The sequence below is a fragment of the Neobacillus niacini genome (assembly GCF_048572935.1).
GTDB lineage: Bacteria > Bacillota > Bacilli > Bacillales > Cytobacillaceae > Neobacillus > Neobacillus niacini.
Genome location: NZ_CP183883.1, coordinates 5,089,876 through 5,113,832, shown reverse-complemented (window position 1 = coordinate 5,113,832; position 23,957 = coordinate 5,089,876). Strand labels below are relative to the sequence as shown.

Annotated in this window: 25 protein-coding genes; all 25 read left to right on the top strand. The window is 37.8% G+C overall.

Annotated features, from left to right (window positions below; genetic code table 11):
* Positions 1–150 precede the first annotated feature (150 nt).
* Positions 151–423: a 30S ribosomal protein S16 gene (gene rpsP, locus ACN6MT_RS24985; protein WP_034675715.1), complete on the top strand. Its 273-nt coding sequence runs from the start codon at positions 151–153 to the stop codon at positions 421–423.
* Positions 424–428: 5 nt separating this feature from the next.
* Positions 429–659, top strand: coding sequence for a KH domain-containing protein (locus ACN6MT_RS24980; RefSeq protein WP_034675712.1), 231 nt, complete (start codon positions 429–431; stop codon positions 657–659).
* Between the two features lie 81 nt (positions 660–740).
* Entirely contained in the window at positions 741–1,127 is a 387-nt protein-coding gene (locus ACN6MT_RS24975; protein WP_419888523.1) for a YlqD family protein, read from the top strand.
* Between the two features lie 14 nt (positions 1,128–1,141).
* Positions 1,142–1,660 (top strand): ribosome maturation factor RimM, encoded by a 519-nt coding sequence (rimM, locus tag ACN6MT_RS24970; protein WP_419888522.1) that lies wholly within the window; start codon positions 1,142–1,144, stop codon positions 1,658–1,660.
* Positions 1,657–2,400 carry a tRNA (guanosine(37)-N1)-methyltransferase TrmD gene (gene trmD, locus ACN6MT_RS24965; RefSeq protein ID WP_419888521.1) on the top strand — a complete coding sequence of 248 codons (744 nt, stop codon included), beginning with the start codon at positions 1,657–1,659 and terminating at the stop codon, positions 2,398–2,400. The genes rimM and trmD overlap by 4 nt, the downstream gene beginning before the upstream one ends.
* Before the next feature lie 147 nt (positions 2,401–2,547).
* Positions 2,548–2,892, top strand: a complete 345-nt coding sequence (gene rplS, locus ACN6MT_RS24960; RefSeq protein ID WP_034675704.1) for a 50S ribosomal protein L19 — start codon at positions 2,548–2,550, stop codon at positions 2,890–2,892.
* Between the two features lie 167 nt (positions 2,893–3,059).
* Entirely contained in the window at positions 3,060–3,611 is a 552-nt protein-coding gene (lepB, locus tag ACN6MT_RS24955; protein ID WP_034675731.1) for a signal peptidase I, read from the top strand.
* 21 nt (positions 3,612–3,632) lie between these two features.
* Complete coding sequence (gene ylqF, locus ACN6MT_RS24950) at positions 3,633–4,508, top strand: ribosome biogenesis GTPase YlqF (RefSeq protein WP_419888520.1); 876 nt, start codon at positions 3,633–3,635, stop codon at positions 4,506–4,508.
* Positions 4,509–4,933: 425 nt separating this feature from the next.
* Entirely contained in the window at positions 4,934–5,710 is a 777-nt protein-coding gene (locus ACN6MT_RS24945) for a ribonuclease HII (protein WP_419888519.1), read from the top strand.
* A gap of 220 nt (positions 5,711–5,930) precedes the next feature.
* Positions 5,931–7,091 (top strand): ADP-forming succinate--CoA ligase subunit beta, encoded by a 1,161-nt coding sequence (gene sucC, locus ACN6MT_RS24940; protein WP_419888518.1) that lies wholly within the window; start codon positions 5,931–5,933, stop codon positions 7,089–7,091.
* 23 nt (positions 7,092–7,114) lie between these two features.
* Complete coding sequence (gene sucD, locus ACN6MT_RS24935; protein ID WP_034675699.1) at positions 7,115–8,017, top strand: succinate--CoA ligase subunit alpha; 903 nt, start codon at positions 7,115–7,117, stop codon at positions 8,015–8,017.
* 72 nt (positions 8,018–8,089) lie between these two features.
* Positions 8,090–8,977: a DNA-processing protein DprA gene (gene dprA, locus ACN6MT_RS24930; RefSeq protein ID WP_419888517.1), complete on the top strand. Its 888-nt coding sequence runs from the start codon at positions 8,090–8,092 to the stop codon at positions 8,975–8,977.
* A 441-nt stretch (positions 8,978–9,418) separates the two neighbouring features.
* Positions 9,419–11,500, top strand: coding sequence for a type I DNA topoisomerase (topA, locus tag ACN6MT_RS24925; protein WP_034675695.1), 2,082 nt, complete (start codon positions 9,419–9,421; stop codon positions 11,498–11,500).
* A gap of 190 nt (positions 11,501–11,690) precedes the next feature.
* Positions 11,691–12,998 carry an FADH(2)-oxidizing methylenetetrahydrofolate--tRNA-(uracil(54)-C(5))-methyltransferase TrmFO gene (trmFO, locus tag ACN6MT_RS24920; RefSeq protein WP_034675692.1) on the top strand — a complete coding sequence of 436 codons (1,308 nt, stop codon included), beginning with the start codon at positions 11,691–11,693 and terminating at the stop codon, positions 12,996–12,998.
* Positions 12,999–13,346: 348 nt separating this feature from the next.
* Positions 13,347–13,889: an ATP-dependent protease subunit HslV gene (gene hslV, locus ACN6MT_RS24915; RefSeq protein WP_034675689.1), complete on the top strand. Its 543-nt coding sequence runs from the start codon at positions 13,347–13,349 to the stop codon at positions 13,887–13,889.
* 16 nt (positions 13,890–13,905) lie between these two features.
* Complete coding sequence (hslU, locus tag ACN6MT_RS24910; protein ID WP_419888516.1) at positions 13,906–15,309, top strand: HslU--HslV peptidase ATPase subunit; 1,404 nt, start codon at positions 13,906–13,908, stop codon at positions 15,307–15,309.
* Between the two features lie 55 nt (positions 15,310–15,364).
* The gene (gene codY / locus ACN6MT_RS24905) at positions 15,365–16,144 is read left to right on the top strand and encodes a GTP-sensing pleiotropic transcriptional regulator CodY (protein WP_063254306.1); all 780 of its coding nucleotides are present in this window, start codon (positions 15,365–15,367) and stop codon (positions 16,142–16,144) included.
* A 195-nt stretch (positions 16,145–16,339) separates the two neighbouring features.
* Positions 16,340–17,044, top strand: a complete 705-nt coding sequence (rpsB, locus tag ACN6MT_RS24900) for a 30S ribosomal protein S2 (RefSeq protein ID WP_034677043.1) — start codon at positions 16,340–16,342, stop codon at positions 17,042–17,044.
* A 122-nt stretch (positions 17,045–17,166) separates the two neighbouring features.
* A complete protein-coding gene (gene tsf / locus ACN6MT_RS24895) occupies positions 17,167–18,048 on the top strand; it encodes a translation elongation factor Ts (protein WP_034677041.1) in 882 nt (293 codons plus the stop codon).
* 112 nt (positions 18,049–18,160) lie between these two features.
* Entirely contained in the window at positions 18,161–18,886 is a 726-nt protein-coding gene (pyrH, locus tag ACN6MT_RS24890; protein WP_034677039.1) for a UMP kinase, read from the top strand.
* On the top strand, positions 18,886–19,443 hold the full coding sequence (frr, locus tag ACN6MT_RS24885; RefSeq protein WP_034677036.1) for a ribosome recycling factor: 558 nt from the start codon (positions 18,886–18,888) through the stop codon (positions 19,441–19,443). Before pyrH ends, frr begins: the two co-directional genes overlap by 1 nt.
* 254 nt (positions 19,444–19,697) lie before the next feature.
* Entirely contained in the window at positions 19,698–20,477 is a 780-nt protein-coding gene (locus ACN6MT_RS24880) for an isoprenyl transferase (RefSeq protein ID WP_034677034.1), read from the top strand.
* Positions 20,478–20,515: 38 nt separating this feature from the next.
* Positions 20,516–21,304 carry a phosphatidate cytidylyltransferase gene (locus ACN6MT_RS24875; RefSeq protein ID WP_419888515.1) on the top strand — a complete coding sequence of 263 codons (789 nt, stop codon included), beginning with the start codon at positions 20,516–20,518 and terminating at the stop codon, positions 21,302–21,304.
* Between the two features lie 21 nt (positions 21,305–21,325).
* A complete protein-coding gene (dxr, locus tag ACN6MT_RS24870) occupies positions 21,326–22,468 on the top strand; it encodes a 1-deoxy-D-xylulose-5-phosphate reductoisomerase (RefSeq protein WP_034677045.1) in 1,143 nt (380 codons plus the stop codon).
* Between the two features lie 168 nt (positions 22,469–22,636).
* The gene (rseP, locus tag ACN6MT_RS24865) at positions 22,637–23,896 is read left to right on the top strand and encodes an RIP metalloprotease RseP (RefSeq protein WP_034677047.1); all 1,260 of its coding nucleotides are present in this window, start codon (positions 22,637–22,639) and stop codon (positions 23,894–23,896) included.
* The last annotated feature ends 61 nt before the right edge of the window (positions 23,897–23,957 follow it).

The following is a 23,957-nucleotide window of genomic DNA, read 5'->3' as shown; positions in this document are numbered from 1 at the left end:
ACCCCAAGCCCCTAGGCGCTGTAGCTGGACAACATGTTTAGAGCTGTCTGAAATTGGAAATAATACTGTAAAGAAAAAACACTTTACAAATGAATTAATAATTGATAATATACTATCTTGTGTGAAACTATTCGGAGGTGCTTATTTAAAATGGCAGTAAAAATTCGTTTAAAGCGTATGGGAGCTAAAAAGACTCCTTTCTATCGTATCGTAGCAGCAGATTCTCGTTCTCCTCGTGATGGACGTTATATTGAAGTGATTGGAACTTACAATCCAGTAGCTCAACCAGCTGCAATCCAAATCAACGAAGAATTAGCTCTTAAGTGGTTACAAGATGGTGCGAAGCCATCTGATACAGTTCGTAACCTTTTCTCTAACCAAGGCATCATGGAAAAATTCCATAATGCTAAGTTAAGCAAGTAATTGCTATGAAGCAATTAATTGAAACGATTGTAAAGCCGCTTGTTGATTTTCCAGAAGATGTTCGCGTGAATGTCAACGAAGAGGATCAGCGAATCACGTATTACCTTACTGTCAATAAGACAGACATGGGAAAAGTGATTGGTAAACAAGGGCGTGTTGCAAAGGCCATTAGGACTGTTGTATATGCAGCAGGATCTTCACAACAAAAGAAAATTTTTCTAGAAATTGGTGAATAGCTTTTTGCATCTAGATTAAGGGGGGAATGAAATTCCTCCCTTTTTTGCTATCAAGAAAACAGATCTTGAGGAGGCAATTTTATGCAACTTATTCAAACTGTGATCGTAAAGCAAATCTTGACGGAGCAAAGCAAACAAAAGCTGCTTGAAAAATATTTTGCAGGTAAGCTGCAGATGCAAAAAGAATATGAGCAACTTCAATTTGAGTTAAAAAAATTAGAAAAGGCGAAAAAATATCAAGCTAGTGCGCTGAAAACTCATTTTGAAAAAGAACTGAAAAAACGCCATGACAAAGAAAAGCTTTATGAGTTTCAAATCGAACAACTACATATGCTACCATTAGGCAGTGAATTAAAAGAAAAAGAAGTGCAGGCCCTTGTTGAAGTAAATGTTGGTGACAATTGGGATGAAGTAGCAGAGCGCCGGACAATCATCATTAAAGACGGTATGATCGAGGAAATAAGATAGAGGTGACAAGCAGAATGGAAAAATGGTTTAATGTTGGGAAAATCGTCAATACACACGGAATTAGAGGTGAGGTCAGGGTTATTTCTAAAACTGACTTCCCAGAGCAGCGCTACAAAGTAGGGAATACATTGTATTTATTTATGCCAGGATCAAATAAGCCCATTGAATTGACCGTAAAAACCCACCGTACTCACAAAAATTTTAATCTTCTAACCTTTGAAGGATTTGAAAATATCAACGAGGTTGAAAAGTTTAGGGATGGAATCCTTAAGGTCCCAGAATCGCAGTTAGGCAATCTTGAAAAGGATGAATATTATTACCATGAGATTATTGGGTGCCTCGTGGCTACAACAAGCGGTATGGAAATTGGTAAGGTTACTGAGATACTTTCCCCCGGGGCAAATGATGTATGGGTAATTAAATCGCCTGGCGGCAAAGAAATACTGATTCCTTATATTGAAGATGTTGTAAAAAAAGTAGATATTAAAGAAAAAGTTATTTTAATTGAACCAATGGAAGGGCTGCTTTCATGATGAAAATAGATGTACTTACATTATTTCCTGAGATGTTTTCAGGTGTATTTGGACATTCCATTTTACATAAAGCAGCTGAAAAATCAGCTGTTCAATACAATGTTGTCAATTTTCGGGACTACTCGGATAATAAACATCAGACTGTTGACGATTATCCCTATGGTGGTGGCGCCGGAATGGTATTAAAACCTCAGCCGCTATTTGACGCTGTTGCAGCATTAAAGGAACAGGCGGAAAGTGATCGGACAAGAGTGATCCTGCTTTGCCCTCAAGGAAAAACATATGACCAAAAAACAGCAGAGGAATTGGCGCAGGAGGAGCACCTGATATTTGTTTGCGGTCATTATGAGGGCTATGATGAAAGAATACGTGAACATGTGGTAACAGACGAAATCTCAATAGGAGATTATGTCTTAACTGGCGGAGAGCTTGGAGCAATGGTAGTGATTGATAGTGTCGTCCGTCTTTTACCTGAAGTCTTAGGAAATCAAGAATCACATATGAAAGATTCATTCAGTACAGGTTTATTGGAACACCCTCATTACACACGTCCTTCTGATTTTCGCGGCATGAAGGTTCCAGATGTTCTGCTGCAAGGTAATCATAAATTAATCGAAGAGTGGAGAAACAAAGAAGCTATTAGACGAACATTCCTTAGAAGACCTGACTTACTAGAAAAAATAGATTTAACCGAAGAACAAGAAAAATGGCTTAATGAAATAAAAAAAGAATACGAGTAGTTATTGCATAGATATGTCTTTTATGTTATTATACATCTTGTGACTTGAGCTGAGTGATGAATTCAGTATGGTCTTATAACGATGTTCCGCTGCAATGATATAGGATAGTAGATATGCAAGAGCGTCTGTTGGAAGGAGTTGAAAACGATGCAAAAATTAATTGAAGAAATCACAAAAGAACAACTTCGTTCTGATTTACCTGCGTTCCGTCCTGGTGATACTGTACGTGTACACGTTAAAGTTGTCGAGGGTACTCGTGAGCGTATTCAGCTATTCGAAGGTGTAGTGATTAAGCGTCGTGGTGGTGGAATTAGCGAAACTTTCACAGTTCGTAAGGTTTCTTACGGAGTAGGCGTTGAGCGTACTTTCCCTGTACACACACCTAAAATTGCGAAGCTTGAAGTATTGCGCCGCGGTAAAGTTCGCCGTGCTAAGCTATACTACTTACGTAAGCTACGTGGTAAAAAAGCTCGTATTAAAGAAATTAGATAATAAAAGAAAGAGCTTGCTCTGCAAGCTCTTTTTTCGTACATATCATTTCAAATCTTAGTAATATTAAAGTTTGATTAAAAAGTGCAGCCCCACGTGTTTAATATACAATTTTTATGTAAAATAAGAGAATAGCAAACATTTTTTTTGTGATTGGCGGGGAACAAGAAATGATAAAAAAGAAGAATGAACTTTGGGAATGGACGAAGGCACTATTAATTGCTGTTGCACTAGCAGCTGTCATTCGTTATTTTCTTTTTGCACCAATTGTAGTAGACGGGCTCTCTATGATGCCGACACTGCAGCACCAAGATCGTATGATTGTAAACAAGCTAAGCTATAATATTGGTGAGCCAAAACGCTTTGATATTATCGTCTTCCATGCGCCTGAACAGAAGGATTACATTAAAAGAGTAATTGGACTTCCGGGAGACCGTATCGAATACAAAGACGATACCTTATATGTAAATGGTAAGCCGTATAAAGAACCATATTTGGATGAATACAAGAAAAAGGTAGAAGGACCGCTTACTGATCCTTTTACGCTTGAAGAAACTCCAGTAGGTACTGAAACGGTGCCAGAAGGCGAGTTGTTCGTAATGGGTGACAATCGTCGATTTAGTAAAGACAGCAGACATATTGGAACCATCCCATTAGACAAAATAATTGGGAATACTAGTATTGTGTACTGGCCTTTAAAAGATGCACATATCGTGAAATAGAAGACCTAGGAGGTGACAGCTATGACAATACAATGGTTTCCAGGTCATATGGCAAAAGCTCGAAGAGAAGTCACAGAAAAACTAAAACTAGTAGATATTATCTATGAATTAGTGGATGCGAGAATTCCTTATTCATCCCGAAATCCAATGATTGATGAAATTATTCAGCATAAACCAAGGTTGGTTCTGTTAAATAAAGCGGATATGGCGGATAAAGCAGCTACAAAAGAGTGGATTGCCTATTTTGCTCAAAAAGGAATAAAAGCAATAGCGATCAATGCTCAGGCTGGAGAAGGAATGAGGGATATTGTTCAGGCTTCTCATGAAATTTTAAAAGAAAAATTTGACCGCCTAAGAGCCAAGGGTGTAGTGAACCCCAGAGCGATTCGAGCTATGATAGTTGGGATTCCTAATGCCGGAAAATCAACATTAATTAATCGGCTCGCAAAGAAAAATATCGCAAAGACAGGGAATATGCCAGGTGTAACAAAAGCTCAGCAGTGGATTAAAGTTGGCAAAGAGTTGGAATTATTAGATACTCCGGGTATTCTTTGGCCAAAGTTTGAAGACCAAGAGGTTGGGAAAAAACTAGCTGTAACAGGGGCGATTAAAGACACGCTGCTAAATTTGCAGGACTTAGTTGTCTTTTCAATTAAGTTTTTATCAGAGCATTATCCCGAGAGACTTAAAGAACGATACAAACTCGATTCTGTCCCTGAAAATGTGGTCGAGATGTTTGACCAAATAGGAGAGCTTAGAGGCTGTCTCGGAGCCGGCGGAATTGTTGATTATGATAAAGTATCCGAGCTGGTGATCAGGGAGATTCGGTCTGAAAGATTTGGACCGCTGACATTTGAAAGACCAAGTGATTTCATCGATAAAACTGACCAGAAATAAACAAACCTTAATCTAGTAAGCAGGAAAAGTAGAATAAGCGGAGATTTTCCGTTTAAATGCTGAATCAATCATTGTTTCGGGGTAATTAATCGGAGGTTTTCCGCTTAATTCATGCAAAATTGATTATAAGCGAATTTTTCGAGCCAATAGGCGGAATTTCTCCGTCTGTTTAAGCTTTTTTTATTACCAATTTCAAATTAAGCGGAATTTCTTCGCCTATTTATCAACTCAGGTGCTTAACCTCTTCCTTAAACCGAAGCGTGCGGACCCTATGAACCTAGATACCACTATTCTTGTGTCATCATTTAATATAATGCACCAGAAAAACGGAACCCTTCACTTTCACATATGGAGGGTCTTTTTGTTTATTTTTGGTCATTGAAATTAATCGGAGGGAAAGGTATGATTTACAACGGGTGAAGAAAATGAAAATAGTAACAATAGCAGAAATTGAACAACAGCTTACTAACATTAAAGATGAGAGCGACCCTTTTTATATAAGGATTCAGCAGGATGAACGTAAAGGGGTTCAACAATTAATACATAGATGGCAAAAGAAAATGGAACAGGAAAGACAGCTAAAAGAAAAGTTTGTTGAAATGAAGGGCTATGAAATCAAATGGCGGACCCAAGGCTATAAATATATAGCTGGTGTGGATGAAGTTGGCAGGGGGCCGCTTGCCGGACCAGTTGTGGCAGCCGCCGTTATTTTGCCTGAGGATTTTTATTTGCCAGGTATTGATGATTCAAAAAAAATTTCTGAAAAAAAGCGCAATGAATATGATGAAATCATTAGACGTGAAGCGTTAGCAGTTAGTGTGGCAAAGATTGACGCTGCTGAAATTGATCGTGTCAATATTTATGAGGCAACAAAAAAAGCTATGCTTGCTGCAATTGCTTCTTTAAGCCCCCAACCAGAGGTTTTGCTTATAGACGCAATGAAACTTGAAACACCTTTTATGGTGGATTCTATCATTAAAGGGGACGCAAAAAGTGTGTCTATAGCAGCTGCTTCGATAGTAGCAAAAGTTGCTAGAGATCGATTAATGGTGGAATTATCAACGCAATTTCCTGAATATGGTTTTCAACAAAACATGGGGTATGGTACAAAGGAACATATACACGCTATTCAAAGTCATGGCATTACCCCTTATCATCGAAAGAGCTTTGCACCTGTAAAAGAATGGGTGATGAATGAATAACAAGACAAGCTTTTTATGCTTGTTTTGTTATTGTTAGAAAACATTAAGTTGTCATTATTTGGTTTTTTTATTTATGAAAGCGCTTTAATTACTGGATTTAACAATTCATAATATTATGAGGAATATAATTTTTTTGTGCATAACTGTGGACAAGGTTTCAGTCATTATATAAAATGAAAACGGAGTCAATTTTTTGAAGAGTTTGATAGGAGGATGGGAAATGAATATCCATGAGTATCAGGGGAAAGAAATCCTCAGAAAATACGGGGTAAGTGTTCCTAATGGAAAAGTGGCTTTCACTGCTGAAGAAGCTGTTGAAGCTGCAAAGGAATTAGGCACACAAGTATGTGTGGTTAAGGCGCAAATTCATGCTGGCGGCAGGGGGAAAGCCGGCGGTGTTAAAGTTGCTAAAAACCTTGATGAAGTTCGTACATATGCGAGTGAAATCCTAGGGAAAACGTTGGTTACACACCAAACAGGCCCAGAAGGTAAAGAAGTAAAGCGTCTTTTAATTGAAGAAGGCTGCGACATCAAAAAAGAATATTACGTTGGTCTTGTATTAGATCGTGCTACTTCAAAAGTTGTACTCATGGCTTCTGAAGAAGGCGGAACAGAAATTGAAGAAGTAGCTGAAAAAACTCCGGAGAAAATCTTCAAAGAAGAAATTGATCCGGTTCTAGGCTTAATGCCTTATCAGGCGCGCCGAATTGCATTCAATATCAACATTCCAAAAGAGCTTGTGAATCAAGCAGTTAAATTTATGATGGGCTTATATAATGCTTATATCGAAAAGGATTGCTCGATTGCTGAAATCAACCCATTGGTTGTTACAGGCGATGGTAAAGTAATGGCGCTTGACGCAAAGTTAAACTTTGATTCAAATGCTTTATATCGTCAAAAAGACGTGCTCGCTTACCGTGACCTTGAGGAAGAAGATCCAAAGGAAATCGAAGCTTCTAAATATGATTTAAGCTATATTTCTTTAGATGGAAATATCGGCTGTATGGTAAATGGTGCCGGACTTGCTATGGCAACAATGGATATCGTTAAGCATTATGGCGGAGACCCAGCGAACTTCCTTGATGTTGGGGGCGGCGCTACAGCTGAGAAGGTTACAGAAGCATTCAAAATTATCCTTTCTGATCCAAACGTAAAAGGTATTTTTGTTAATATCTTTGGCGGAATCATGAAATGTGATGTCATTGCTGAGGGTGTAGTCGAGGCTGCTAAGCAGGTTCAACTAAGCGTACCTCTTGTTGTTAGACTTGAGGGAACAAACGTTGATTTAGGTAAGAAAATTCTTGCTGAGTCTGGTTTAGCCATCACTCCTGCAGAATCAATGGCTGACGGTGCACAAAAAATCGTTTCACTTGTGAAATAGGATCGAAAGAAAGGGGAATTAACGTGAGCGTTTTTATTAATAAAGATACGAAGGTTATTGTTCAAGGGATTACAGGTTCAACTGCCCTTTTTCATACAAAACAAATGTTAGAATACGGAACACAAATTGTAGCTGGAACCACTCCAGGTAAAGGCGGCATGGAAGTTGAAGGTGTACCGGTATTTAATACAGTGAGTGAAGCTGTTGCAGCTACAGGCGCTACTGCTTCTGTTATCTACGTTCCAGCGCCATTTGCTGCGGATGCTATCATCGAAGCTGTTGATGCTGAATTAGATTTAGCGATCTGTATTACGGAGCATATCCCAGTTTTGGATATGGTAAAAGTAAAGCGTTATATGGAAGGCAAGAAGACCCGTTTAGTTGGTCCAAACTGCCCAGGTGTTATTACAGCTGACGAATGTAAGATTGGTATCATGCCAGGCTACATTCATACAAAAGGTCATGTTGGGGTTGTTTCTCGTTCTGGAACATTAACCTATGAAGCTGTTCACCAGTTAACACAAGCAGGAATCGGTCAGACTACTGCTGTTGGAATTGGCGGAGACCCTGTAAATGGTACAAACTTCATCGATGTATTAAAAGCATTTAATGAAGATCCAGAGACATATGCTGTTATCATGATTGGTGAAATCGGCGGAACGGCTGAAGAAGAAGCAGCTGAATGGGTTAAAGCAAATATGACTAAACCTGTTGTTGGATTTATCGGTGGTCGCACTGCTCCTCCAGGAAAGCGTATGGGCCATGCTGGTGCAATTATTTCAGGTGGTAAAGGAACTGCTGATGAAAAGATCCGTGTTATGAATGAATGCGGAATTAAAGTGGCAGATACACCATCTGTTATGGGTGAAACGTTAATTGAAGTTCTAAAAGAACAAGGTATATACGATAAGTGTAAAACACACTAAGAATAGTAGAAATAGTCCCTTTTTACAGAGGGACTATTTCTTATTTATTTTTTTAATAATGGAGGCTTATTAATGGATGATTTTAGAGAAAGACTTGTTGCTCTGCTCCACCATTCAGGAATGACCTGGAATACAGTTTTGCAATTCATAAAAAAAGACCCTTCTCTTCAAACAGCTATACATGATGAACAACGATTCTACCAATATAATCTATTCCCATCCTCAACAAACACTTTCATAAAAAGTTCCCCTTCCATAACATCGAATCAACTTCAGTACATTTCCCAACAAATCGAGGAATACGAAAAAAATAACATTAAGGTAATTACAATCTTTGATGAAAATTATCCTAGTCTGTTAAAAGAAATATATCAGCCGCCATGGGTATTATTTATAAAAGGAGATCTAACATTACTAGAAAAACAGCCAAAGCTGGCAGTGGTTGGCTCCAGAGAAGCAACTCAATATGGTAAGAATGCCATATCTGTTTTGTTTCCTCCATTAATCGAAAAGGGAGTAGCGATTGTAAGTGGTTTAGCCAGAGGTATAGATACACTTGCACATGAATGTGCAATGAAAAATGGAGGCAAAACCATTGCAGTTATAGCAGGAGGATTGTATCATATCTATCCAAAGGAGAATGCTGAATTAGCAAAGGAAATGATGAAATCACAGCTGGTAATTTCCGAGTATCCACCGGATACGAAACCATTGCGATGGCATTTCCCAGCACGCAATAGAATCATCAGCGGATTATCAAATGGTACATTTATAATAGAAGCAAAAAGAAAAAGCGGATCCCTCATTACCGCTAACTATGCTGTACATGAAGGGAGAGAGGTATTTTCACTACCTGGGAGCATATTTAGTCAACATTCACTAGGTACAAATGACCTCATCAAGCAGGGAGCAAAGCTAGTCATGAGCAGTGAGGATATACTAGAAGAACTTCACTTATAACCATAATTGTCAAAAACAATATCGATGAATAATTAGTTTTTTAAAGGTTTTTTCTATATTCTTGGAGAATAATGCTTAAAAAGCTTGAAATTATTTCTAATATGTTATACATTTTCCAACAGATATTCGAAAAAAAGAATGTGTAAATAGGAATATTTTGGCGTATTATTATCATTAACTAGTTGTAAACGGTTTCGATATCATTGACATCAACAGTTATTTGTTTAAAAATAAGAGGTATTCATGAAGATATACTATCCACTTTTCTTAGGAATGATTATATAAATTGATAAATTTAGGGATAAGGCATTTTTGTAAAGTATTTTCACAGATCCGAATTGAGAAATTTGGAATTTAGGAAAACTTCTCAAATTGTAAGCAAGCTGATTATTTTCAGAGTGCTTTCACATTTCTTATATCCCCTTGAGGAGGATTATTTGCATGGCAGAGTTTCTGGTAATTGTAGAATCACCAGCAAAAGCGAAAACGATCGAACGTTATTTAGGTAATAAATATAAAGTTAAGGCATCCATGGGACATATACGTGATTTGCCGCGAAGCCAAATGGGAGTCTCTAAAGAAACGAACTTTGAACCCAAATACATTACGATTCGCGGAAAAGGGCCAGTATTAAAAGAATTAAAGACAGCAGCAAAAAAAGCAAAGAAAGTCTTTCTCGCGGCTGACCCGGATCGCGAAGGGGAAGCAATTGCTTGGCATTTGGCACATAGCTTGGATGTTGATATAAAATCCGATTGCCGGGTGGTCTTTAATGAGATAACAAAGGACGCAATTAAAGAGTCCTTTAAGCACCCCCGCCCAATCAACATGGATTTGGTTGATGCGCAGCAAGCCAGAAGAGTTCTGGATCGTCTTGTTGGTTATAACATTAGTCCGCTACTTTGGAAAAAAGTAAAAAAAGGATTAAGTGCTGGACGAGTTCAATCCATTGCGGTCCGATTAATTATTGATCGGGAAAAAGAAATTAAGGCTTTTGTGCCAGAAGAATATTGGACAATCGAGAGTGAATTGCTTAAGGGGAAGGATCATTTTAGTGCCTCTTTCCATGCACTGGCGAATAAAGAAAAAGTAGAACTTAAATCGGAACAAGATGTTGAGGCTATTTTGAAGCAAATGAAGGGTGATAAGTTTAAAGTCGTTGCTGTTACCAAAAAGGAACGAAAAAGAAACCCATCACCAGCTTTTATTACCTCTTCCTTGCAGCAGGAAGCTGCAAGGAAACTTAATTTCCGTGCTAAAAAAACCATGATGTTAGCTCAGCAATTATATGAAGGAATTGAGCTAGGGGCAGAAGGAACAGTTGGTCTTATTACTTATATGAGAACGGACTCAACTAGGATTTCAGAGGTAGCACAGAAAGAAGCAGCAGAATATATTCAAAAAGAATTCGGTGAGAACTTTTTAAAAGAAGATGAGCGAAAAGAAAAAAAACAAAACGCCAATACTCAAGATGCTCACGAAGCGATTCGTCCAACTAGTACTTTCCGTGATCCAAATAGTGTGAAACAATACTTATCAAGAGACCAATTGCGGCTTTATAAGCTAATTTGGGAAAGATTCTTGGCAAGTCAAATGGCACAGGCTGTTATGGATACAATGAGTGTAGATCTTCAAAATGGGAATGTACTTTTCCGGGCAAATGGTTCAAAGATAAAGTTTCCTGGTTTTATGAAAATCTATGTAGAGGGAACAGACGATCAAGTGGAAGAAAAGAATAAAATGCTGCCGGATCTTAAAGAGGGCGACGAGGTCTTCAAAAAGGATATAGAACCGAAACAGCATTTTACTCAGCCGCCGCCGCGCTATACTGAAGCTAGGTTAGTTAGAACACTTGAGGAATTAGGGATTGGCAGACCATCTACCTATGCGCCAACATTGGATACGATACAAAAACGAGGGTATGTGGCATTAGATAATAAACGTTTTGTTCCCACTGAGCTAGGGGAAATCTGTAATGAATTAATGCTCGAATTCTTCCCTGATATTCTTAATGTTGACTTTACTGCTAAAATGGAACAGGATTTAGATAATGTGGAAGAAGGTAAAGTCCGCTGGGTTGAAATCATTGATGAATTTTATCAAGATTTTGAAAAGCATTTGGCCAAAGCCGAAGAGGAAATGCAATCTGTTGAGATAAAAGATGAGCCTGCTGGTGAGGATTGTGAACTATGCTCTAACCCAATGGTTTTCAAAATGGGCAGATACGGTAAATTCATGGCATGTAGTAATTTTCCGGATTGCAGAAATACCAAAGCAATTGTAAAGGAAATAGGCGTTACATGTCCTAAATGTAAAGAAGGCAGTATAATTGAACGTAAGAGCAAGAAAAAGAGAATCTTTTACGGGTGTAACAGATTTCCAGAATGTGACTTTATCTCATGGGATAAACCATTACCACGAAATTGTCCAAAGTGCGAAGGTCCACTGGTTGAAAAGAAATTGAAAAAAGGCGTTCAAGTGCAATGTATTGAATGTGATTACAAAGAAGAACCACAAAGTTAAGGGTGAGCACAAGCTCTCCCTTTTCACTTTTTTTTAATGACCCCATCACTTTTTATTGAAACATAAAACTTTTTTGTTTTTGATTCGTATAGTACAATGCAAGATGGGCTAAAAAGAGGGAAAAGTAAACATAGTAAAAAGTAAAGCTAGATTCATGGTGCTTAAGCTTTGAAAATCAGGAGGTAAATACATGAACGATGTAACAATAAATGTAATTGGTGCTGGTTTAGCTGGAAGTGAAGCTGCTTGGCAAATTGCCAAACGTGGTGTAAAGGTTCGTCTTTATGAAATGAGACCAGTTAAACAGACACCTGCCCATCATACTGATAAATTTGCAGAACTAGTATGCAGCAATTCCTTACGAGCAAATACCTTAACAAATGCAGTCGGTGTATTGAAGGAAGAAATGAGATTACTTGACTCTGTTATCATTGCTGCCGCTGATGCATGCTCGGTCCCTGCAGGAGGTGCTTTAGCAGTAGATCGTCATGAGTTTGCAGCTAAAGTGACAGAAATGGTTAAAAACCATGAAAATGTTACGGTCATAAATGAAGAAGTAACAGAAATTCCTGAGGGAATTACGATTATTGCAACAGGACCATTAACAAGTCCTGAGTTATCGAATAAATTAAAATCTTTAACTGGTGAGGATTATCTATATTTTTATGATGCCGCAGCACCGATCCTTGAAAAAGATAGCATTAATATGGATAAGGTTTATTTAAAATCAAGATATGATAAAGGCGAAGCTGCCTATTTAAATTGTCCAATGACGGAAGAAGAGTTTAACACGTTTTATGAAGCACTAGTTGCAGCGGAAACAGTTCCATTAAAGGAATTTGAAAAGGAAATCTTTTTTGAAGGCTGTATGCCAATAGAAGTTATGGCCCAAAGAGGAAAGAAAACCATGTTATTTGGTCCGTTAAAGCCAGTTGGTTTAGAAGATCCGAAAACAGGGAAAAGACCTTTTGCGGTGGTACAATTACGTCAAGACGACGCAGCAGGAACTCTTTATAATATCGTAGGATTCCAGACACATTTAAAATGGGGTCCGCAAAAAGAGGTAATTCAGTTAATACCTGGACTTGAAAATGTAGAAATTGTCCGTTACGGGGTTATGCACCGTAATACTTTTATCAATTCACCAAAGGTACTTAAAGCTTCTTATCAATTTAGAGAGCGTGAAAATTTATTTTTTGCTGGCCAAATGACGGGTGTAGAAGGATATGTTGAATCTGCTGCAAGTGGACTAGCTGCCGGAATAAATGCTGCTAGATTAGCTATGGGAGAAGATCCTGTAGAGTTTCCTGTTGAAACAGCAATTGGAAGTATGGCACGCTATATTACCACAGCAAACGCAAAGAATTTTCAGCCAATGAATGCTAATTTTGGACTGTTTCCAGATTTACCTGAAAAAATTAAGGGAAAACAGGAACGTAATATGCAACATGCAAACAGAGCGTTGGAAACAATTCAGAACTTTGTGAAAGTTTTGTAAAATTTATTGCAAGGGATTAAGAAGTATGTTACGCTTTAGTAGCCTTTGTGAGGTTGACATATTAATAAATGTGACTGTTTTATTAACTTTCGTTAACTACCATTTACAATGGGAACAAACTTAATCACAATAAACAATTGGACAACCCCTATATGCTCAGTGTAAAATTCTTTTGTTCATGGGTGAACAAGTGAGGATTAGTGGAAGCAATTGAACGTATATACCCATTTATAAAAGGGAATAAATGAATAAAGTTTTCATACTATTTCTAGTGTAATGCACTTGTCTACTTAAGACAATCTCTTGTTACATAGGTTTGCTAATGAATTTGCAAGAGGAGGAAAAATGATGAACGAATTTCATGCCACGACGATATTTGCAATCCATCATAATGGTCAATGTTCAATGTCTGGTGATGGTCAAGTCACATTTGGTAATGCAGTAGTGATGAAGCACACAGCAAAAAAGGTTAGAAAAATATTTAATGGAAGAGTATTAGCTGGGTTTGCCGGATCTGTAGCCGACGCTTTCACTCTTTTTGAAATGTTTGAAGGCAAATTAGAAGAATACAATGGTAACCTCCAACGAGCTGCAGTGGAGCTAGCGAAACAATGGAGAAGTGATAAGGTTCTTAGAAAGCTAGAAGCGATGCTAATCGTCATGAATAAAGAGGATTTACTTCTCGTATCAGGTACAGGAGAAGTTATTGAACCTGACGATGGAATTCTAGCAATTGGATCAGGTGGGAATTATGCACTTGCAGCTGGACGATCTCTAAAGAAATATGCAGGTGACCATCTTACTGCAAAAGAAATTGCAAAGGCTTCTTTAGAAATAGCTGCTGAAATTTGTGTATATACAAACCACAACATTATCGTGGAAGAGCTCTAACGGGAGGGAACCTACAATGGCTAAAACAGATAACCTAACACCGCGTCAAATTGTTGAGAGACTGGATCAATATATAATAGGTCAGAAGGACGCAAAAAAAGCAGTTGCAGTTGCGTTGAGAAATCGATATAGACGAGGTTTGTTAAACGAAAAACTACGCGAAGAAATTATTCCTAAAAACATTTTAATGATTGGTCCAACAGGTGTTGGTAAAACCGAAATTGCCAGGAGAATTGCTAAGCTAGTTGGTGCCCCATTCGTTAAAGTAGAGGCTACGAAATTCACAGAAGTCGGTTATGTGGGCCGTGATGTTGAATCGATGGTTCGGGACCTCGTTGAAACATCTGTCAGATTGGTTAAAGAAGATAGAATGTTAGCAGTGAAGGAACGTGCTGAGGAAAATGCAAATGCCAGGCTGGTTGATTTACTAGTTCCATCGGCAAAGAAAGCACAAAATTATAAAAATCCGCTTGAAATGTTATTTGGCGGCGGCAATACAACTCCTGAGCAGGATACCCATCAAGAAGATTACTCAGTAACTGAAAAACGTAAAATTGTCAGGGAAAAGCTAGCACTTGGTCAACTAGAAGAAGAAATCGTTACTGTAGAAGTTGAAGAGCAAACACCGTCCATGTTTGATATGCTTCAAGGTTCAGGGATGGAACAAATGGGTATGAATATGCAGGACGCACTAAGCAGCTTTATGCCGAAAAAACGGAAGAAAAGAAAGTTAACTGTCCGTGAGGCAAGAAAAGTTTTAACCAATGAAGAAGCTGCAAGATTGATTGATATGGATGAGGTTACTACGGAAGCCGTTTATCGTGCTGAACAAACAGGTATCATCTTTATCGATGAAATTGATAAAATTGCAAGCAGAAACTCAGGCGGATCTTCTGCTGATGTGTCTCGTGAAGGCGTACAGCGTGATATTTTACCAATCGTTGAAGGTTCAACCATTGTAACGAAATATGGATCCATTAGAACGGATTATATTTTATTTATTGCTGCTGGTGCTTTTCATATGTCAAAGCCATCAGATTTGATCCCGGAATTACAAGGGCGGTTACCGATTAGGGTTGAACTAACTAAGTTAACCGTTGACGATTTCTTCAGAATTTTAATTGAACCGGATAATGCATTAATTAAACAATATCAGGCATTATTAGAAACAGAAGGTATACAAATTGAATTTTCTGACGATGCTATTCGTAGAATAGCTGAAGTTGCTTTTGAAGTGAATCAAAATACAGATAATATTGGGGCTAGAAGACTTCACACGATTTTAGAAAAACTACTCGAAGATTTGTCGTTTGAGGCACCTGATATATTAATGGAGAAGATTACGATTACTCCACAATATGTAGATGATAAGCTTGGAGCAATATCAAAAAACAAAGATTTAAGCCAATTTATCTTGTAATTATATAACAATTAAACTTAATAATGGTTCTGAGTTAATTAGGAGGAAGAAACAGATGGATTTACTTACTAAAACGAGAAAAATTAATGTGTTATTACAAAAAGCAGCAGGAAAACCAGTAAATTTTAAAGAAATGTCTGAAACCCTAAGCGAAGTGATTGAAGCGAATATTTTCGTTGTCAGCCGCAGAGGTAAGCTTTTAGGCTTTGCAATAAATCAACAAATTGAAAATGAACGTATGAAGAAAATGTTGGAAGATAGACAATTCCCAGAGGAATATACTAATGGTCTTTTTAGCATTCAAGAAACATCTTCAAACCTTGACGTTGATAGTGCATATACTGCATTCCCTGTTGAAAACAGAGATTTATTCCGTGAAGGATTAACTACCATTGTGCCAATTATTGGCGGCGGGGAACGTCTAGGGACATTAATCCTTGCAAGATTGCAAGAAAAATTCCATGATGATGATCTTATTCTTGCTGAGTACGGTGCAACGGTTGTTGGTATGGAAATTTTACGTGAAAAGTCAGAAGAAATTGAAGAAGAAGCAAGAAGCAAGGCAGTTGTTCAAATGGCTATCAGTTCATTATCATATAGTGAGCTTGAAGCTATCGAACATATTTTTGAAGAATTAAATGGCCATGAAGGCTTACTTGTAGCTTCAAAAATTGCAGATCGTGTTGGTATTACACGTTCTGTTATTGTTAATGCTTTAAGAAAGCTAGAAAGTGCTGGAGTAATCGAATCTCGTTCCCTTGGTATGAAAGGAACATATATCAAAGTTCTAAACGATAAATTCCTAGTAGAGCTTGATAAATTAAGATCTAATTAATGATAGCAGTAGTCCCCAGTATAACTGGGGATTTTTTTTGAAAGTAAAACTTGATTGTTATTCCCACATATGCTATATTATTTAACGGTGTTATTACACACGCTTGTTGATTTAACAGCCGGTGCTGTAACTTTTACAGTTGCTGTTTAAAAATGAGACAAGCGGAGGAAAACGAAACCATAGGAGGAAAATAACATGTCAGTAATTTCAATGAAGCAATTGCTTGAAGCTGGTGTACACTTTGGACACCAAACTCGCCGTTGGAACCCTAAGATGAAGAAATATATCTTCACAGAGCGTAACGGTATCTACATCATCGACCTACAAAAAACAGTTAAGAAAGTTGAAGAAGCTTATAACTGGGTGAAAGATCTTGCTGCAAACGGCGGAACAATCCTTTTTGTTGGTACGAAGAAACAAGCTCAAGATTCTGTTAAAGAAGAAGCAGCTCGTTCAGGTATGTACTTTGTTAACCAACGTTGGTTGGGTGGTACTTTAACTAACTTTGAAACAATCCAAAAGCGTATTGGTCGCTTAAAAGATATCGAAAGAATGTCAGAAGACGGTACTTTCGAAGTATTACCTAAAAAAGAAGTTGTTCAACTTAAGAAAGAACAAGAACGCCTTGAAAAATTCTTAGGCGGAATCAAAGATATGAAGCAACTTCCTGATGCACTATTCATCATCGACCCTCGTAAAGAGCGTATCGCAGTAGCAGAAGCTAAAAAGTTAAACATTCCTATCGTAGGTATTGTTGATACTAACTGTGATCCAGATGAAATCGATGTTGTAATTCCAGCTAACGATGATGCAATCCGTGCCGTTAAACTATTAACTGGTAAAATGGCGGATGCGATTCTAGAAGCTAAACAAGGTGAAGAAGTAGCACAAGAAGCGTAAGATAGTGACTTATTCAAAAAGGTGATAAGAGGGAGACCCTTTATCACCTTTTTTTAAGAAATGTTTATCTTATGCAGGAATGGCTAAGATATTATAGTACATAGTTTAAGGAGGAATTACTAATGGCAGTTACTGCTCAAATGGTAAAAGAATTACGTGAAAAAACTGGCGCTGGAATGATGGATTGTAAAAAGGCGTTAACAGAAACAAATGGTGATATGGAAAAAGCAATTGACTTCTTACGCGAAAAAGGAATTGCGTCAGCTGCGAAAAAAGGTGACCGTATTGCAGCAGAAGGTTTAACATATGTTGTTGCTGAAGGAAACAATGCAGTTATTTTAGAAGTAAACTCTGAGACAGATTTCGTTGCAAAGAACGAAGCATTCCAAAACCTTGTAAAAGAATTAGCTGCGCACTTGCTTGCTAACAAACCGGCAACTGTTGAGGAAGCTTCTGCACAAACTATTAATGGCGTAACGGTTGCAGACTACATCAATGCAGCTATTGCTAAAATTGGTGAAAAGTTATCTCTTCGTCGCTTTACTGTAGTATCTAAAACTGACAATGATGCTTTTGGTGCATACCTTCACATGGGTGGCCGTATTAGTGTTTTAACAGTTCTTGAAGGTACAACTGATGCAGATGCAGCGAAAGATGTTTCTATGCACATTGCTGCTCTAAGACCATTATATGTTTCACGTGACCAAGTTTCTCAAGAAGAAGTTGAGCGTGAGCGTCAAGTGTTAACTACACAAGCTCTTAACGAAGGCAAACCTGAAAAAATCGTTGAAAAAATGGTTGAAGGCCGCCTTGGCAAATATTTCGAAGATGTTTGCTTACTTGATCAAACTTTCGTTAAAAACCCTGATCAAAAAATCCGTCAGTTCGTAGAGTCAAAAGGCGCTACTGTACGTGAATTTATTCGCTACGAAGTAGGCGAAGGTATTGAAAAGCGTGAAGACAACTTCGCTGAAGAAGTTATGAATCAAGTTAATAAAAAGTAATTGGTTCTAATCAAGGTACGCAAAATATGTTTTGAATAGGGAACACGTTGTGTTCCCTATTTTTAAAGTTTTTTTTAATAATAATAATAATATACATAATAAGGAGGTTCATATGAGCGGTCCTAAGTACAAACGTGTCGTTCTAAAACTAAGCGGGGAAGCACTTGCTGGAGAATCTAGCTTCGGTATTAAACCATCCGTTATTAAATCAATCGCTGGACAAGTAAAGGAAATTGCAGAACTTGGTGTTGAGGTGGCAGTTGTTGTTGGCGGTGGTAATATTTGGCGTGGTAAAATAGGCAGTGAGATGGGAATGGACAGAGCAACTGCCGATTACATGGGTATGCTTGCCACAGTCATGAACTCATTAGCACTTCAAGATAGCTTAGAACATTTGGGGATTGAATCACGCGTTCAAACCTCCATTGAAATGCGTCAAGTTGCAGAACCATATATTAGACGTCGTGCAATGAGACATTTAGAAAAGAAGCGAGTAGTTATTTTTGCTGCGGGTACGGGTAATCCATATTTTTCAACCGATACAACTGCTGCACTTCGTGCTGCTGAAATCGATGCCGAAGTGATATTAATGGCAAAGAATAATGTGGACGGTGTATATTCTGCTGATCCTCGTCTTGACCCGAATGCAACAAAATACGATGACCTCACTTTCTTGGATGTTATTAAAGAAGGATTAGCTGTTATGGATTCAACGGCTTCTTCATTATGTATGGATAATGATATTCCACTTATTGTTTTCTCTATTATGGAACAGGGCAATATTAAACGTGCTGTTATGGGTGAAAAAATTGGAACGATTGTTAGGGGGAAAATTTAATGCCAAAACAAGTGATTTCAACTGTAAAAGATAGAATGTCAAAAGCTATCCAAGCTTACACTCGTGAGCTTGCGAGTATTCGTGCAGGGAGAGCGAGTGCTTCTTTACTCGATAGAATTACAATTGACTATTATGGAGCACCAACACCAGTAAATCAAATGGCAGGAATTTCAACTCCAGAAGCTAGACTTCTTGTTATTCAGCCTTATGATAAATCCATTCTAGGTGATATTGAAAAAGCCATTCTTAAATCCGATTTAGGTTTGAATCCTTCAAATGATGGTCAGGTGATTCGCCTTGCTATTCCTCAATTGACAGAAGAGCGCCGTAAAGAGCTTGTTAAATTGGTTAAGAAAGAATCTGAAGAGGCTAAAGTAGCCATCCGTAATATTCGCCGTGACGGTAACGATGACTTGAAAAAGTTGGAGAAAAACGGAGAAATTACCGAAGATGCCCTTCGCGGTTATTCTGATGATATTCAAAAGCTAACAGATGAGCATATCAGCAAGATTGACCAAATAACAAAAGACAAAGAAAAAGAAATCTTGGAAGTTTAATTATTTTGAAGAACCCTCTTTTCAGGGGGTTTTTTCACTATTTTCTCCTTAAAATAATTTTTAAAGTGGAAAGTAAAACATCATTCTTATTTCTTGTCCTAATACATAAATTAATTAGAAGAAGATATATTTTTACTTTTTTGGTATGATAAAAGCATGCAAAAATCAGCATTCTTCATATATATCAACACAGGCTCTGTGGGCATGATCTATTATCGGAGGAAATGATTATCTTAATTTGGAGGAGCAATGTTATGTTTAATAAAATTAGGCTTTGGAAGAATCAAAATAATAACTCTTCCACACTCCGAGAACATATAGAAGAGGTTAAAAAATTGCCGGTACCGGAACATGTAGCGATTATTATGGATGGCAATGGGCGTTGGGCAAAGAAAAGAGCATTGCCGCGAATTGCAGGCCATCATGAAGGTATGAAGGTCGTGCGGAAAATAACGAAGTTAGCAAACGCACTTGGAATAAAAACGCTGACTTTATATGCTTTTTCAACGGAAAATTGGAAACGGCCAAAAAATGAAGTAGATTACTTAATGAAGCTACCAGAAGAATTTTTAGGGACCTTCCTGCCTGAACTAATTGATGAAAATGTTAAAGTAGAAATGATGGGCTATAAAGACCAACTGCCAGTACATACATTACATGCAATTGAAAAAGCCATGGAAGACACAAAGGACAATGATGGTCTTGTATTAAACTTTGCCCTTAACTATGGAAGCAGGTCTGAAATTATTGATGCGACCAAAAAAGTCTTAAATGATTATAAAAGTGGAATACTGAAAGAGAGCGAATTAAATGAAGAAGTATTCTCTTCATATCTAATGACATCCGACCATAAAGATCCGGATCTATTGATCCGAACTAGCGGGGAAATACGTCTAAGCAATTTTATGCTTTGGCAATTAGCCTATACCGAGTTTTGGTTTACGGATGTATTATGGCCAGATTTTAGAGAAAAACATCTAATTGAAGCAATTGAAGCATATCAAAATCGTCAACGTCGATTTGGCGGTATTTAAGTACTTTCTCAAGTCCTAAAAAGGTGTTGAAATCTTAGATGAAGCAAAGAATCATTACAGGAGTCGTAGCAGCTGCTTTATTTCTACCTATTGTTTTTTACGGTGGACTACCTTTTGTATTATTAACGTACTTCCTAGCAACAGTGGGTTTGTATGAATTATTAAAAATGAAAAAACTTAGTATTTTTTCAGTTCATGGACTGTTAACAGTTTTATTTCTCTGGGTTATTTTATATCCAGAGCAGTACAGTGACATAGTAGATTCCTTTTACTATACAAAAACGGAACTTGGAATTGCCTTTATACTCTTGTTATTGGCCTATACTGTCATAACGAAAAATCGATTTACCTTTGAAGACGTTGGTTTTTCGATATTATCGGCCATTTATGTTGGCATCGGTTTTTATTTCTTTATTGAAACGCGTGATGCCGGTCTAGTGTATATTTTTTACTCTTTATTTATGATTTGGGCCACTGATTCAGGTGCTTACTTTGTTGGAAAAGCTACAGGCAGAACAAAACTATGGCCTGAAATTAGTCCGAACAAAACGGTGGAAGGTTCGCTTGGCGGTGTTGTTTGTGCATTAATTGTCGCTGTCCTCTTTTCTTTATTGACAGACATAAATGCAAACTTACTATCATTACTTGTAATAACCGCTGTACTTTCAATCTTTGGACAAATAGGGGACTTAGTCCAATCTGCGTTTAAGCGTCACTTTGGCGTGAAGGATTCGGGAAATATTCTTCCTGGACATGGTGGAATCCTTGACCGTTTTGATAGTCTTTTATTCGTTCTGCCATTATTACATTTTTTTCACTTATGGTAGAATTTAGGAGTTGAATGATCGTTGAAGAGGATTAGTATTTTGGGTGCTACTGGCTCAATTGGAACCCAAACTTTAGATATTTTGCGTGAACATCCAACAGAATTTAAATTAGTGGCAATCTCTTTAGGGAAGAATCTAGAATTAGCAAGAAAAATGATTGCTGAATTTCAACCAGAGCTTGTTTCTGTACAAGAGTACCATGATTGTAATACATTAAAACTAGAATTCCCCAAAACTAAATTTACCTTTGGCGATGAGGGGCTTGTAGAAGTTGCTGTATACCCTTCGGCTGATATCCTCGTAAATGCGGTTCTTGGTAGTGTTGGCTTAAATCCAACCTTACAAGCAATTGAAAGTGGCAAGACCATCGCAATTGCGAATAAAGAGACATTGGTAACAGCTGGGCACCTTGTCATGGAGGCTGCCGAAAGGAATGGAGTAGCATTACTTCCAGTGGATAGTGAACATTCGGCTATTTTTCAATGCCTGCAGGGTGAACAAGATAAGACCATAGAAAGATTGATTTTGACTGCCTCCGGAGGAAGTTTCCGTGATCGGACACGAAACGACCTTGAAGGTGTTACAGTAAAAGAAGCCTTAAATCACCCTAATTGGTCAATGGGAGCAAAAATAACCATAGATTCAGCTACAATGATGAACAAAGGGCTTGAAGTGATTGAAGCACATTGGCTATACAATATGCCGTATGAAAAAATTGATGTCCTTCTTCATAAAGAAAGTATTATTCATTCAATGGTGGAGTTTCATGACAGCAGTATCATCGCACAGCTGGGAACACCTGATATGCGAGTACCGATCCAATATGCGCTTTCATACCCTAACCGCTTACCGTTAGCTTCATCTCAACGATTAAATTTAGCGCAAATAGGTAAATTGCACTTTCAAGAAATGGACGATGACCGTTTTCGCTGTATGAAATTTGCTTATGAGGCAGGGAAAAAAGGCGGGACACTTCCAACTGTCTTAAATGCTGCAAATGAAGTGGCAGTAGCTGCATTTTTAAATGAAAAGATTACATTCTTACAAATTGAGGATATGATCGAAAAGGCATTAACCAAGCATGATATAATTATCAATCCTGACTTATCCATTATTCATGAGGTGGACAAAGAAACAAGACAATATGTATCTTCACTTCTATAAAGGCTGTTATCGTAAAAATAGTTGTAAAAATCATAAAGCCGATTTTTACTTTGAAATAGCTATTTTTCGCTTTTGAATTTATTTTGCAGGCTCTTTTCTTAATAAATTTTGTTCTAAAACGAACAAAGTTTAAGAAGAGAGCCTCTATAAAAAAGGTGGTTTTTTAGTTTGAGTACAGTTATTGCCTTTATTGTTATCTTTGGAGCGCTAGTCTTCTTCCATGAATTAGGCCATTTAATTTTTGCAAAACGGGCAGGTATTTTATGCCGCGAATTTGCGATTGGATTTGGTCCTAAGGTTTTTTCTCATAAAAAAGGGGAAACAACGTATACCATTAGGTTGCTGCCAATAGGTGGTTTTGTCCGAATGGCAGGTGAAGACCCAGAAGTTGTCGAAATAAAACCAGGTTATAGAATCGGGCTTTTATTCGACAAAGATAATACCGTTAATAAAATCATATTAAACAATAAAGAAAAGTATCCTGATTGCCGGATTGTTGAAGTGGAATATGCAGATATTGAACACAAGTTATTTATTAAGGGCTATCCGGATGATGACGAAGAAAGCTTGCAGACTTTCACTGTAAGCCCGACTGCAGTTACGATTGAAAATGGAATCGAAACACAATTAGCTCCATATAACCGTCAATTTGCGTCCAAAACCCTGCCACAAAGAACCATGGCCATTTTTGCTGGCCCGATGATGAATTTTGTCCTCGCTTTCTTTTTGTTTATTATCATTGCGTTCTTACAAGGTGTTCCAACAAACGAACCTAAATTAGGGGAAATTACAACGGATGGTGCTGCAAATGCTGCTGGTCTCCTGCAAGGTGACGTTGTCAACAGTATAAACGGTGCTGAAATTTCAAGCTGGTCCGATGTTGTTGAAATTATCAGGGAAAATCCGAATGAGGAACTTGATTTTTCGATTACACGTGATGGGCAAGAACAAGAAATAACAGTTACTCCAAAAGAGCAAACGGTCGAGGGTGAAAAGATTGGTCTCATTGGTGTTTATAGTCCAATTGAGAAATCACCTTTAAAAGCGATTACCTCTGGTTTTACTGAGACATACTTTTGGACAAAACAAATTTTTGTGATGCTCGGTCAGTTAGTCACTGGTCAATTCTCCATCGATATGCTCTCAGGTCCGGTTGGAATATACGCCTCAACTGATACAGTTGTCCAGTCTGGTATTTACTATGTCATGAAGTGGGCAGCTATTCTGAGCATTAACCTAGGGATTATGAACCTCTTGCCTATTCCTGCACTTGACGGAGGAAGGCTAATGTTTTTTGCAGTAGAAGCTGTAAGAGGAAAGCCGATTGATCGTCACAAGGAAGGCATGGTCCACTTTATTGGATTTGCATTGCTAATGCTCCTTATGCTGGTTGTTACCTGGAATGATATTCAGAGGTTTTTCTTATAAGATAACTATTTTAAAGGGGTTCCTCAGTGAGCCCCTTTTTTATTGCCCGAAAAAAAAGGGA